We start from the raw sequence: 12,370 nt of genomic DNA, 5'->3' as shown, positions 1-12,370 counted from the left end.
AGATGATGCCGGGAGCGCGATGATACGCTCCCGGCAAAAGACTTACTTGAGGCCCCAATACTTGGCGACGAGCTTATCGAGCGTGCCGTCCTTCTTGATCTCCTGCAGGCCTTCGTTGAAAGCCGCGACATTCTCGTCGCCCTTGCGGAAGACGAGACCAATCGGATCGGACTGAAGACCCTTGATGGCCGCGACCAGCTGGCCCGCGAACTCGCGCTCATAGGCGGCCGCATTCGCGCCGTTGATGACGACGCCGTCGACATCCTTGTTCTTGAGCGCGATGATTGCCGCGCTGAAGGTGTCGTACGCAGCAACGTTTTCCTTGCCGACGAGGCCCTCGGCCACCTGCGCATCCGTGGTGTTGGCCTGCGCCGAGAGCTTGCGGCCCTGCGCCTTGAATTGCTCGAGCGTGATGCCCTGGTCTTCGGCGCGCGTCAGTACGACCTGGCTGTTGACGATATACGGATCGGAGAAATCCATCGCTTTCTTGCGCTCGTCGGTGATCGACACGCCCGAAGCCACCAGATCGAAGCTGCTTTGGTCGAGCGCCGCGAAAATGCCATCCCAGCCCGTCGTCACGAACTCGGCCTGGCAATGGATCTTGGCGCAGATGGCGTTGACGACATCGACGTCGAAGCCGACGATCTGACCGCTTGCCGGATCGATGCTCTCCATCGGCGGCGACGTGGTGTCGGAGCCGACCTTGAGCAGCTTGCCGCCGAGATCGGCGGCATGGGCAGCGCCTGTAGCCAGCATGGCAAACGCAAGCGTCATGACAAATTTCTTCATTTCTTCCTCCTCAACCATCGGCACCGCCACCGCGGCGGCACGCGACAAAACTCCTCAGAAGACCCAGCCCCTCGACGCCATCCATCCGATCTTCGCTTCATGCCTTGGTTTCCTAACAAGGAATATAAACGTTTTCAATACAAAATATAAACGTTTTTATTGCCGATACTCACAATTTCCAGCAGGAGAGCGTGCGACATCGAAGAGCAAGGGAAACCGGCTCCGAAACGGAAAAGACGTCTCGGATAATTTCCGCTCGAATGCAGGAAAGGCGGGCCTGCTCAGCGCTTCGGGCCGACTCGATCGTCCGAACGCTCGATCAGCTTGGGCATGATGAGCGCCTGAAGAGCCTCAGGAGGCTCGCCCTCCATACGGCGAAGAATATAGCTCCCCAGCAGCTCGCTCGGCTCGTTGATCGGCAGGAAATAGGTGGTGATCGGCGGCGCGAAATATTGACTGACATTGAGATCGTCGGTCGCATTGATCACCGCATCGCGTCCATGCACCAGACCGCGCTCGTGGAAACCGGAAAAGGCCCCGAGCGCCGAGGCTTCGTTGGCGCAGATATAGGCCGTGGGCGGATCGGCCAGCCGGGACATCGTCAGGACGCTCTCGCGACCGAAAGCAGGCGTCAGCCGGTCGTGAACGACAAGGGCCGGGTCGAACGGCAAGCCTGCGATATCCAGAGCACCGCGATAGGCATCGAGACGGGTAATCGCGTAGCTCAGATCCGCCATCGGATTGATGAGCGCGATGCGCCGGTGGCCGCGCTCGACAAGGCGTGCGACCGAACGACGGATCATCTGCTCATTGTCGGCATCGACATAGGCGTGCGGATCATTATGGATCGTCGTGCCATAGGTGACGAACGGGAAATCGGCATCCTGCATGATGCGGACGCGGGGGTCGTCGGCGCGCGTACCGGAGACGATGATGCCATCGGCCTTCTTGAGCGAGACGATCTGCCGGATGGTCGCGAGGCTCTCCTCGAAATTGCGGACGGCATAGAGGGAGACGCGGTAAGGACTTTCCTCGAGCGCCCAGGAGATGCCGCTCAAGAGCTGGGCATATTCGACGCCTTCCCATTCCTGCTGTTTCGGCCCCGGCGCGGTCATGATGGCGGCCACCTGATAGGTCTTGCCGGTGCGCAGCTGTACGCCGTGCATGTTCAGCTCGTAGCCGACGCGCTCGGCAGCGGCGACGACGATCGCGCGGGTTTCCGGACGGACCTGCGGCGAATTCTTGAGAGCTTTCGATATGGTTGCGATCGAAAGGCCCGTTTCCTGCGCGATAGTCTTGATCGTCGGTCTCTGCATGCAGTTCGGCTCGCTACGGCTGTTTCGTGCTGAGGGAGGCGGCCAAGAGAATATAGACGGCGGATGTCCAGGCAAAAGCCCGGTCGCGCAATCCCCTCCCCGACCGAGCGTCGAAGTTTTCGGCCATACCGCTTTTGGAAGCAAGAGAACAGAACTTTTCCGCGATTGTTCGCGCCATTTCCATTTCTCCTTGTTTGCGCAAGCCATCCCAGAGCAGCAGCGTGGTCGGCGCCCAGATCGGGCCGCGCCAATAGCCATCATCCTCATAGAAGGGGCTCTTCACGCTTTCGGTTGCCGGCCCCCATTGCGTGACGTATCCGCCATCGGCGAGCCGCGTCACCAGTTTTCGCGCCATATCGCGCGGCAATCTCTCGCCGAGGAGCAACGGCATGAACTGGATCAGGTTCTGGTCGGGCAGTGCGCGGCCAGGGTCTTGCATCAGGCGTGCGCGAAACGTCTCGCCGGTCCAGAGATCCCGGAAAAGCATCGCCTGCAGCCGATCCGCCTTCTGCTTCCACTCCTCGGCGCGCAGCCGATCGTCGTCCAGAAGGGCAGCAAGCGCATCGCAGGCAAGGATGAGGAAAACGGGCAGATCCGGCGTGACGACCGGGCCGCCTTCGGCAAAGAAGGTGGAATTGTCCCAGCCGCTGTCATTGCCGTGAAAGTAGCACGGAAGCGCATCGTTGCCGGTGCGGGCATGGGTCAGCCAATAGTCGACCTGGCGGCCGATCGCGGTCCTGAGATAGGCCTTGCGCTCCGCCGTCAGGAAACCCGGCTGCATTGCCTCGATCAGTGAGACGGCCCAGCCATGCACCGGCGGTTTCGTGAAGGCAAAGAGCACGTCGCGATCGTTGAGGTAATCCGGCAGCAGCCCCGAGGCGTCCTGATGATCGAAGATGACGGCGAACTGGTCAAAGGCCAGATCCTTGTCGACCCCGGCGACGCCGAAAGCCGAGAAAGCGTTGTCCCAGCTCCAGACGTTGATCATGTGGTTCTTGGACATGTAGATCGCCGGTCGGGTCAGTGCGCCGCCTGCGGGGACGGTATTGGCCCACAGAAGATAGCTTGCGAGGCGATGCGCTTCCGCCTGATCCGAAAGGCCGTGCGGCATAGCCTCATGCCACGCGGCAAATTCCGTGCGCGCCCCGGCCAGAGCCTGATCGAACGAACCGGGCAGCTCGCGCGGCGGTACGGCACGGAAAAAGTCGATATTGCCTTCGAAGGCACCCTCTCCGGAGAAGGTGAAACTGACTTTCTCCGAATGATCCCGCTGCCAGGAGCCGGTGACGGCGAGCGAGCCGAGATCGGCGCGCGGGATGAACTTCACGTTCTCGGCGGCAGCGACCAGACACGGCTCGCCCTGCGGCGTGCGATAGAGGTAGTCGTAGCGCGACCCTTCGAGGTGAAAGCGCACGCCGCCGCCCGCGCCGCGGATATGCAGCCGCTCCCCTTCGCCTATGACGAATTCGGCCGCGCCGTGATTGCCGCGCACGATCAATCGCTCAGGCGCAAGTTCGAAAGCCGGCTTCGCCGGATTGCCCGACATATCGAGAAAGTCCACGCGACACAGCCGCCCGAGAGACGGTCGCTCGTCGCCGCCCGCCACGAAGCGCAGATAAAGCGCCTGCTCACCGGCGGCTCCGGGCACGGACATCATCGACAGGGTAAGGAAACGCCCCCGCCGGCTGAAGGGGATATGAGCGATATCGAAGAGCATGGCTACCCCTTGACCGACGAGCCCACGGCGCCGTCCATGATGTAACGCTGCGCCAGGAAGAAGAGCGCGAGCGGCGGCAGGCAGAGCACCACGGTAATCGCCGCGATCGACGTCACATCCACCTCATGCAGCCCCTTGAACATCGAGAGACCGAGCGTCAGCGTGTACTTGGATTGATCGTTGAGGAAAATCAGCGGCCCGAGATAGTCGTTCCAGGCATTCATGAAGTGAAACGTACCGACCAGGACGAGCGCCGGCATCATCAGCGGCAGGTGAATGCGCCAGTAGATATCGAAGGAATTGGCACCATCCATGCGCGCCGCTTCGTCGATCTCGATCGGCATCGTCATGATGTACTGGCGCAGCAGGAAAACGAAGAAGGCATCGGCGAAATAGGCCGGAACGATCAGCGGCTTCAGCGTGTTGATCCAGCCGAGCAGATTGAATTCCATATAGAGCGGGATCATCTTGACGTCCCAAGGGATCATCATGGTGGCGAGAAGCAGGATGAAGAGCGGATCCCGGCCGGGAAACTTGAAACGCGCAAAGCCATAGGCAACCAGCGAGCTGGACATGAGCTGGCCGATGGTCGAAAACACGACGACAATGAGCGAATTCTGGAAATAGGTGCCGAAAGGCTGCTTGCTCCAGGCGGCGGCAAAGTTTTCCCAGTGCCATTCCGAGGGCCAGAAGACCGGCGGAAACCGGTAGAGATCGGCCTGGCTCTTGATGGCCGTCATGAAGGTCCAATAGAAGGGCGCGATGAAGAGAGCGGAAAGCAGGATGAGGGCGGAATAGAGCAGCGTCTTACGCATGATCGCCTCCCTTTTCACGAACCTGGCCCTCGTAATAGACCCATGCCGCCGACCAGCGCATGACGAGCAGGCTGAGAGCGAGCACGATGATGAACATCACCCACGAGCCCGCAGCCGCATAGCCCATATCGAAATATTTGAAGGCATTGTCGTAGATGTACATGGCGAAGAAATAGGTGGAGCCCAATGGGCCGCCCTTGGTCAGCAGCAGCGCGATCGTCAATTGCTGGAAGGCGGCGATGATCGAGGTGATGAAGGTGAAAAGCAGCATCGGCCCCAGCATCGGCAGGGTGATGAACAGCATCTGCGCCCAGCCCGGAATGCCGGAAACGGTCGCCGCCTCGTACAGTTCCTTGGGGATCGCCTTGAGGCCGGTCAGCAGGATCAGCATCGTGCCGCCGAAACCCCAGAGGCTGGCGATAAGGATCGCGATGATTGCCAGGCCCGGATCGCCGAGCCAGTTCGGCCCATCGATGCCGACCAATGACAGCATGAAGTTCAAAAGGCCGTATTGCCGGCTGTAGATCCAGCTCCAGATCGTTACCAGGGCAACGCCGGAAATAACGCTTGGCAGATAAAAGGCGGTACGGAAGAACCCGCTCCAGACTGTAGCGTGATGCAGCAATAGAGCGATCAGGAACGACATGACGATGTTGAACGGCACATAGATCGCGGCGAACTTCACCGTGATCCAGAGACTGTCCCAGAACTGGGGGTCGTCGAAGAGCATGGTGCGATAGTTCTTGAGGCCGATGAAGGTGCGCGCGCCGACCACCGGCCAATCATAGAAGCTCATGGTCAGTGAAAACAGCAGCGGACCGAGAGTAAAAAACAGGAACCCAAAAATCCATGGGGAGATGAAGAGATAGGCCGGCAGATGGCTCATAAGAGCCGATTGCCGTTTCTGCGTTAGCGGCCTTACGCCGTCTGGATGCATCATGTTCATCTCCCCGCTCCCGCGCCTACTTCAAGAACCGTTGCGAACGCTTCACGGCATCATCCAGATGTTGCTTGGCGTTGCCCTGGTCGATCATCGTCGCTTCGATGGCGCGGGCGAGATTGTCCTGAATCTTCCCCCAGTTCGGGTTCTTGAGGAAGGCATGCGTCTCCTTGTCGGAGGTTGCGAGAATGTCGAAGAACGGCTTGTAGACCGGGTCCTTCGTCATGCCCTTCGCCTCGGCGACGCTGGAGCGCACGGGAAGGTCGTTGGTGCGCATGGCGACGGCTTCCGGCGAGGAGAAGAATTTTACGAATTCCCAGGCAAGGTCGGGATGGGCGGCGTCCTTGGCGATCGAAATCGCCGAAACACCGAGCGCCGAATGGGCGGTCTTGTCGCCGAACTTCGGCAGCGGCGCCACGCCATAGCTGAAGCCAGCCGCATCGATGCCGGCCTTCGACCACATGGCGCTCTGGAACATGGCAATCTTGCCGTCCTTGAAGAGTGTCAGGCCGGTGGTGTCGTCGCCGACATTGAGCGTGACGGCCTCTTCCTTCTTCGCCACGTCGGCGAACATGTCGAGCACTTCGGCAGCCGCATCGCTGTTCATGTAGCCGTCGATCGTCTTGCCGTCGTCGGAGATGTATTTGGTGCCGTTCGACCAGAGGAACTGCTCGAAATCATAAGGGTCCGGCTTGGCATCGACGGCAAAGCCGTAGATCTTCTTGTCCTTGTCGCGGAACTTTGCCGCCTTGGTGCGCAGGTCGCTCCAGGTCCAGCCATCCTTCGGCTCCTCGACGTTGGCGGCCTTGAACATGTCCTTGTTGTAGAACACGACCTGCGTCGTGAAGCCCGCCGGCATGCCGTAGATCTTGCCGTCGACGCGCGTCGTGTTCATCAACCCCTTGGGGAAATCGTCGGGCTTGATCTCGGCGGCATCGCGCGCAATCAGATCGTCGAGCGGCATCAGCGAGGTGTAATACTGCGGAAAGTTCCACATATACATGACGTCGGGCGGATTGCCGGCGCCGAAGGCTGCCACCAGCTTCTGGTCGAAGCCGTCGGCATAGGGCTCCACCTGCACCTTCACGCCCGGATGCGTCTCTTCGAATTTGCTGGCGATCTTCTGCTCGATCGCAAGGCTTTCGCCTGAGTCCCAGGTGGCAAACCGCAAAACCTGATCCGCCCGCGCCGCCGTGGCTCCGGCAAGCGTCAAGGCGATCAGTGAATTGACAAAGATCTTCGCACTCTTCTTCATTCCTCTACTCCCGTTCCGGATCAGGCGACCCGCTTCCCCTTTTCATGATGGATAAGAGCCTGCGTCTCGGCATCGAGGCGGCGGCGCACCGCGCTCCCCTCAGCGTCGAACAGGTAGCAATGCTGCGGCGGCAGCCGCAGATGGACCGTTTCGCCGTTGGCGACCGGATGCGTGCCACGAACCACCGCCGTCATGTCGCGGCCGTCGTCGAGATGGATATGCACATGGCTTTCCGTGCCGAGCCGCTCGACGAGACGGACAGTTCCGGCAATCTCTCCCTCGCCGGCGGAGACGATTTCCATCTTGTCCGGCCGGATGCCGAGGGTGAACTTGCCGTTCGGGCGGATTGTCGGCGGGTCGGTTTCGAAGGTCACGGGTCGCATCAGGCCGCCGCCCGAAAGAGTGATGCCCGAACCCTGGCCCGACGCTCCGGCCACCTCGATGAAGTTCATGCGCGGCGAACCGATGAAGCCGGCCACGAAAAGATTGGCAGGCTGGTAGAACAGCTCCAGCGGCGTGCCGAACTGGCTGACCTTGCCCTTGTCGAGGACCACGACACGATCGGACAACGTCATCGCCTCGACCTGATCGTGCGTCACATAGATCATGGTCGTGCCGAGACGGGCGTGCAGCGCGGCCAATTCGACGCGCATCGTCACGCGAAGGCCGGCATCGAGATTGGAAAGCGGCTCGTCGAGCAGAAAGAGCTTCGGTTCGCGCACGATGGCGCGGCCGATGGCAACACGCTGCCGCTGGCCGCCGGACAGCTGGCGCGGCTTGCGGCCGAGCAGCTCCTTGATGCGCAGGATATCGGCGACATTCTCCACGCGGCGGTCGATCTCGCCGCGCTTCATCCCGTTGAGCGCCAATCCGAAGGACAGGTTCCTGCGGACGTTCATATGCGGATAGAGCGCATAATTCTGGAAAACCATGGCAATGTCGCGCCTGGCCGACGGTTCGTGGGTGATGTCACGCTCGCCAAGACGGATGACGCCACCATCCAGCTTTTCCAGACCGGCGATCGAGCGAAGCAACGTACTCTTGCCGCAGCCCGAAGGACCCAGGAAACAGACGAATTCTCCATCCGCAATGTCGAGGTCGATGCCCTTGAGCACTTCCAGCGAACCAAAGCCCTTGCGGAGATTATCGATACGAATGGGTGCCAACGGTTCCTCCCTGTCGGCGATGCAAGCATCTTGTTAAACGTTTATATCAAAATAAAAACGTTTAATTTCTTTGTAAAGGGCCTTTGATGCGCTTTATGTCAGGATGTGGATGACGGCTAGGACAAGCCGTCTCAATGAAGATTTATCCGGCCGCGAATTTCTCGCTCGCGGCGAATCTTCCGTCATGTGCAGGGGAGGATTCCGAGAAGGCTTCGATGTCGGAAAAAGCTCACGACATCGTATGGCCACTGCGTTCAAATGCATCGGGACGCTAGATGGCCATACGTGTGGTTCGGCTTATGGCTATGGGGAAAGCGCATCTGCTTCTGGACGAGGCCGAACTTCGGATGGCAACGGACCACCCGCAGATCGGGCGCGGAAAGATCCATGGAAGGACGTCTGGCCGGCGCCATCAGCGCCGGCCAGACCTGCAAATTATCAGGCCGCCCGCTTCAGCGCATCGGCCAGCATCGAGACGATCGTTTCGATCTGCTCGCGTTCGATGATGAGCGGCGGCGACAGTGCGATGATGTCACCCGTCACGCGGATCAGCAGCCCCTTCTGGAAGCAGTCGACGAAAACGTCATAGGCGCGCGTGCCGGGAGCGCCGTCGCGCGGTGCCAGCTCGACGGCTCCGACGAGGCCGAGATTGCGGATATCGACCACATGCGGCAGGCCCTTCAGCGAATGCAGCGCCTTCTCCCAATCGTCCGCCAGCTCGGCGGCGCGCGTCAACAGCCCTTCCTCCTCGTAGATCTCCATCGTCGCGAGGCCGGCAGCGCAGGCGACCGGATGTCCCGAATACGTATAGCCGTGGAAAAGCTCGATCTGGTTTTCCGGGCCGGTCATCAGGCCGTCGTAGACCTTGCGGCTGGCAAAGACCGCACCCATCGGTATCGTACCGTTGGTGATACCCTTCGCGGTGGTGACGAGATCGGGAACGATACCGAAATATTCCGTCGCGAACGGCGTGCCCAGGCGGCCGAAGCCGGTGATCACTTCGTCGAAGATCAACAGGATGCCGTATTTGTCGGCAATGGCCCTCAGCCGGTCCAGATAACCCTTCGGCGGCAGGACGACGCCGGCGGAACCGGACATCGGCTCGACGATGACGGCGGCGATCGTCTCAGCGCCGTGCAGAGCGACCAGCCGCTCCAGATCCTCGGCAAGTTCGATACCATGCGCAGGCAGCCCCTTGCTGAAGGCGTTGCGCTCGATGTCGAGAGTATGGCGCATGTGATCGGCGGGAATCTGCGGGAAGACGCGGCGGTTATTGACGAGGCCGCCGACGGAAATGCCGCCGAAACCGACGCCGTGATAGCCCTTTTCCCGGCCGATGATACGGGTGCGCGTGCCCTGCCCGATGGCGCGCTGATAGGCGATGGCGATCTTGAGAGCGGTGTCGACCGATTCGGACCCCGAACCGGTGAAGAACACACGGTCAAGTCCCGCTTCGGGGCCGCCCGGCGCATGCGCGGCAAGCTTGGCGGCAAAATCGAAGGCGATGGGGTGGCCCATCTGGAAGGTCGGAGCAAAGTCCATGGTGGAAAGCTGGCGCTCGACGGCCTGCGCGATCTTCTTGCGCCCATGGCCGGCGTTGACACACCAGAGCCCGGCCGTACCGTCGAGCACCTTGTTGCCGTCGACATCGGTGTAATACATGCCATCGGCGGCGGCGAGCAGCCGAGGCGCTGCCTTGAACTGCCTATTGGCAGTGAACGGCATCCAGAAATTGTCGAGAACAGGGGTATTGGGGTGCGTGATCTTGTCCATTGTCGCCTCCATTGCGCTATCCCTGACATCAGCGATTTTCCTGTTCCGAACAAGTCCTTTTCTTGATCCACTTAAGGCATTGATTTTGCTTTTCCGGCATGGGATGTTTTCGATATTTCGAACATCTGAAACCCGAGGCCGTGATGTCCGTCGATATCGGCAATCGCCTGCGTCATCTCCGCCTGGCGCGCAACCTTTCCCAGCGCGAGCTTGCCAAGCGCGCCGGCGTGACCAATTCGACAATCTCGCTGATCGAATCCAATTCGGCCAATCCGTCCGTGGGCGCGCTGAAGCGCATCCTCGACGGCATCCCGATCGGGCTTGCCGAATTCTTCGCCTTCGAGCCGGAAGCGCCGAAGAAGGCCTTCTATGCGGCCGAGGAACTGGTCGAGATCGGCAAAGGACCGATTTCCTATCGCCAGATCGGTGAAAATCTCTTCGGCCGCAGCCTTCAGATCCTGAAGGAATGCTATCAGCCGGGGGCGGATACCGGCAAGGTGCCGCTGGTACATGAAGGAGAGGAAGGCGGCATCGTCCTGTCCGGCCGCCTCGAAGTCACCGTCGATGACGAACGGCGCATTCTCGGGCCAGGCGACGCCTATTACTTCGAAAGCCGCCGCCCGCACCGCTTCCGCTGTGTCGGGCCGGTGCCCTGCGAAGTCATCAGCGCCTGCACGCCGCCCAGCTTCTGATTTCTCGCCGGGCGGCCTTTTCAGGAGTAGACGGCCTCGGTCAGCCGAACGTGAACGCGTAGGCCTGGGCGCCGGGATCGAGGAACTTGATCTCGAACGTATGGTCGGAGACCGGGCCACTTGTCCGAACGAGCTGGTAAAGCCTCTGCCCTGTTACAACGCCGTTGCCGTCCGCATCCGTATCGACGCCATGGCTGTCCGCCGGCGGCTTGCCGTCGATGGTGATCTGGAACCGGACAGGCTTTCCGTCCGCCGCCGGTCCAAGCACGAGATGCAGGTCGCGGGCATGGAAATGGTAATACAGGCGACTATCGGTGCTGTTTGAGGTGGCCTCCTGTCCGCCAACCGTCCAGTTGCCGGCAAGACCCCACTCGTTGAGTTTCGGAGTTGCCGCGACATAATCATGGGCAGCATCGTTCACCGTGCCAGCATCATCGACAAAGTTCTGCGAACGCAGGTAGCCGACATAGGTTTCCGGCGACTGGACATCCGCTTCGTCCGAGGCTGCGGCCTCGGCGCCCGTTGCCTTTACCGCGACGATATCGCTAGAGACATTTGCCTTGCCGGCTTCGGCAAGCAGCTGCTGGATCACCCTCTCGGACTGATCGTAGTCGCCTTCGCCGAAATGGTGGTGGCGCACCTGCCCCTGTGCGTCGATGAAATAGTGGGCGGGCCAATATTCGTTATCGAAGGCACGCCAGATCGCGTAGTTGTTGTCGATCGCGACGGGATAGGTGATACCGAGATCGGCAATGGCCTTCTTCACATTGTCGACGTTCTTTTCAAAGGCGAATTCGGGTGCGTGCACGCCGATGACGACAAGGCCCTGATCCTTGTACTTCTGCGCCCAGGCTTCGACATAGGGAATGGCACGCAGGCAATTGATGCAGGAATAGGTCCAGAAGTCGACCAGAACGACCTTTCCCTTCAACCCGGCCGCGGTCAGCGGCGGCGAATTCAGCCATTGCACGGCACCGTCGAGCGAGGGAACGGGACCTTCGACCGGCAGCTGCGCGGCGGCAGGCTTCTGTGTCATCGCCATTGCCATCGAACCGCCGCCGGCGGCTCCATCCGGCTTTGCGCTCATCATCATCTCGTTGGTGGCGCTCATCATCGCACCGCCGTCATTCTTCATGACGACCGATGACGGCTTGTTCGGATCCTGGGCACGGAGGCGGTCGACCAGATTCTGCTCGAGCGATGCTGTGCTTGCGAGGGAGGCCTGTGTCAAGAAGCCTGTATCCAGCCCCATTGCGATCGCAACGACCGCGACCAGCACGGCAACGCCGACGCCACGGCGCAGCCACTCGCCGATGCCGAGCGATTGCTTCATCGCCTGGTAAACGCGGCCGCCGATCAGAAGTGCAAGCGCAAGCGATGTGGCCGCGCCGAGCGCATAGGCAAGCAGCAACAGCGTCGTGCCGACGCTTGCTCCCTGCAGCGCCGCCCCGGTCAGAATAAGGCCGAGAACCGGCCCGGCGCAGGGCGCCCAGAGCAGACCGGTCGCCACGCCCAGCAGCAACGATGCCGCAACCGCGGACCCTCCGCTCCGGCTCGAACGATCGGCCGATTGCGACAGCCGCGCGCCAAGCGACACGAGCGGGCGCGTCAAGCGATCCGAAAGCGACGGAAACAGCAGAATGATGCCGAAAAGCGCAAGCAGCGCCATGGCCGCATAGCGTCCATATTCGTTGGCCGTCACCGCCCAGCCGCCGCCGAAGGCTGCAAGCGTCGTAACGGCGGCAAAGGTCGCCGCCATGCCGATCAGCATCGGCAGTGTGCTGCGCAGGAAGGGTTGACCAGCCCGCGCGAAGACGAATGGCAAGACAGGCAGGATGCACGGGCTGACGATCGTCAGAACACCGCCAAGATAAGCGAGAATAAACAAAAGCATCGGTCGGTCTCTG

General features: G+C 60.9%; 10 protein-coding genes. 1 reads left to right on the top strand and 9 read right to left on the bottom strand.

Translation table 11 applies throughout. The features are described 5' to 3' along the window. Positions 1-42: 42 nt before the first annotated feature. The 8 genes from ACQZ6J_RS17010 to aptA all read right to left on the bottom strand — a co-directional run bounded on the left by ACQZ6J_RS17010 (position 43) and on the right by aptA (position 9,771). Positions 43-789 carry a transporter substrate-binding domain-containing protein gene (locus tag ACQZ6J_RS17010; RefSeq protein ID WP_163985576.1) on the bottom strand — a complete coding sequence of 249 codons (747 nt, stop codon included), beginning with the start codon at positions 787-789 and terminating at the stop codon, positions 43-45. Positions 790-1,070: 281 nt separating this feature from the next. Further along, a complete protein-coding gene (locus ACQZ6J_RS17005) occupies positions 1,071-2,105 on the bottom strand; it encodes a substrate-binding domain-containing protein (protein ID WP_449084927.1) in 1,035 nt (344 codons plus the stop codon). 13 nt (positions 2,106-2,118) lie between these two features. Next, positions 2,119-3,822 carry an amylo-alpha-1,6-glucosidase gene (locus ACQZ6J_RS17000; protein WP_449084926.1) on the bottom strand — a complete coding sequence of 568 codons (1,704 nt, stop codon included), beginning with the start codon at positions 3,820-3,822 and terminating at the stop codon, positions 2,119-2,121. A 2-nt stretch (positions 3,823-3,824) separates the two neighbouring features. After that, the gene (locus tag ACQZ6J_RS16995; protein ID WP_449084925.1) at positions 3,825-4,637 is read right to left on the bottom strand and encodes a carbohydrate ABC transporter permease; all 813 of its coding nucleotides are present in this window, start codon (positions 4,635-4,637) and stop codon (positions 3,825-3,827) included. Further along, positions 4,630-5,574, bottom strand: coding sequence for a carbohydrate ABC transporter permease (locus tag ACQZ6J_RS16990; RefSeq protein WP_449084967.1), 945 nt, complete (start codon positions 5,572-5,574; stop codon positions 4,630-4,632). Before ACQZ6J_RS16990 ends, ACQZ6J_RS16995 begins: the two co-directional genes overlap by 8 nt. 25 nt (positions 5,575-5,599) lie before the next feature. After that, positions 5,600-6,832 carry an ABC transporter substrate-binding protein gene (locus ACQZ6J_RS16985; RefSeq protein WP_449084924.1) on the bottom strand — a complete coding sequence of 411 codons (1,233 nt, stop codon included), beginning with the start codon at positions 6,830-6,832 and terminating at the stop codon, positions 5,600-5,602. A 20-nt stretch (positions 6,833-6,852) separates the two neighbouring features. After that, positions 6,853-7,998: an ABC transporter ATP-binding protein gene (locus ACQZ6J_RS16980; protein WP_163985582.1), complete on the bottom strand. Its 1,146-nt coding sequence runs from the start codon at positions 7,996-7,998 to the stop codon at positions 6,853-6,855. Positions 7,999-8,436: 438 nt separating this feature from the next. After that, positions 8,437-9,771 carry an omega-aminotransferase AptA gene (gene aptA, locus ACQZ6J_RS16975; RefSeq protein WP_449084923.1) on the bottom strand — a complete coding sequence of 445 codons (1,335 nt, stop codon included), beginning with the start codon at positions 9,769-9,771 and terminating at the stop codon, positions 8,437-8,439. A gap of 143 nt (positions 9,772-9,914) precedes the next feature. Between aptA and ACQZ6J_RS16970 the strand changes: the two genes are divergently transcribed. Then, positions 9,915-10,463, top strand: a complete 549-nt coding sequence (locus ACQZ6J_RS16970; protein WP_149635462.1) for a cupin domain-containing protein — start codon at positions 9,915-9,917, stop codon at positions 10,461-10,463. Between the two features lie 40 nt (positions 10,464-10,503). On the opposite strand, the gene ACQZ6J_RS16965 is transcribed toward ACQZ6J_RS16970, so the two are convergent. Beyond that, positions 10,504-12,357, bottom strand: a complete 1,854-nt coding sequence (locus ACQZ6J_RS16965) for a cytochrome c biogenesis protein DipZ (protein WP_449084922.1) — start codon at positions 12,355-12,357, stop codon at positions 10,504-10,506. Between the last annotated feature and the right edge of the window lie 13 nt (positions 12,358-12,370).

The organism is Rhizobium sp. A37_96, from assembly GCF_053521765.1.
The sequence above is the reverse complement of the archived record's forward strand: the minus strand, read 5'-3'. Positions and strand labels throughout refer to the sequence as shown.

Excerpts from the sequence above, each read along its gene's own strand:
- ACQZ6J_RS17000 (WP_449084926.1), bottom strand. The coding sequence starts at position 3,822 with ATGCTCTTCGATATCGCTCATATCCCCTTCAGCCGGCGGGGGCGTTTC.
- ACQZ6J_RS17005 (WP_449084927.1), bottom strand. The coding sequence starts at position 2,105 with ATGCAGAGACCGACGATCAAGACTATCGCGCAGGAAACGGGCCTTTCG.
- ACQZ6J_RS16990 (WP_449084967.1), bottom strand. The coding sequence starts at position 5,574 with ATGCATCCAGACGGCGTAAGGCCGCTAACGCAGAAACGGCAATCGGCT.
- ACQZ6J_RS16995 (WP_449084925.1), bottom strand. The coding sequence starts at position 4,637 with ATGCGTAAGACGCTGCTCTATTCCGCCCTCATCCTGCTTTCCGCTCTC.
- ACQZ6J_RS16970 (WP_149635462.1), top strand. The coding sequence starts at position 9,915 with ATGTCCGTCGATATCGGCAATCGCCTGCGTCATCTCCGCCTGGCGCGC.
- ACQZ6J_RS16965 (WP_449084922.1), bottom strand. The coding sequence starts at position 12,357 with ATGCTTTTGTTTATTCTCGCTTATCTTGGCGGTGTTCTGACGATCGTC.
- aptA (WP_449084923.1), bottom strand. The coding sequence starts at position 9,771 with ATGGACAAGATCACGCACCCCAATACCCCTGTTCTCGACAATTTCTGG.
- ACQZ6J_RS16985 (WP_449084924.1), bottom strand. The coding sequence starts at position 6,832 with ATGAAGAAGAGTGCGAAGATCTTTGTCAATTCACTGATCGCCTTGACG.
- ACQZ6J_RS17010 (WP_163985576.1), bottom strand. The coding sequence starts at position 789 with ATGAAGAAATTTGTCATGACGCTTGCGTTTGCCATGCTGGCTACAGGC.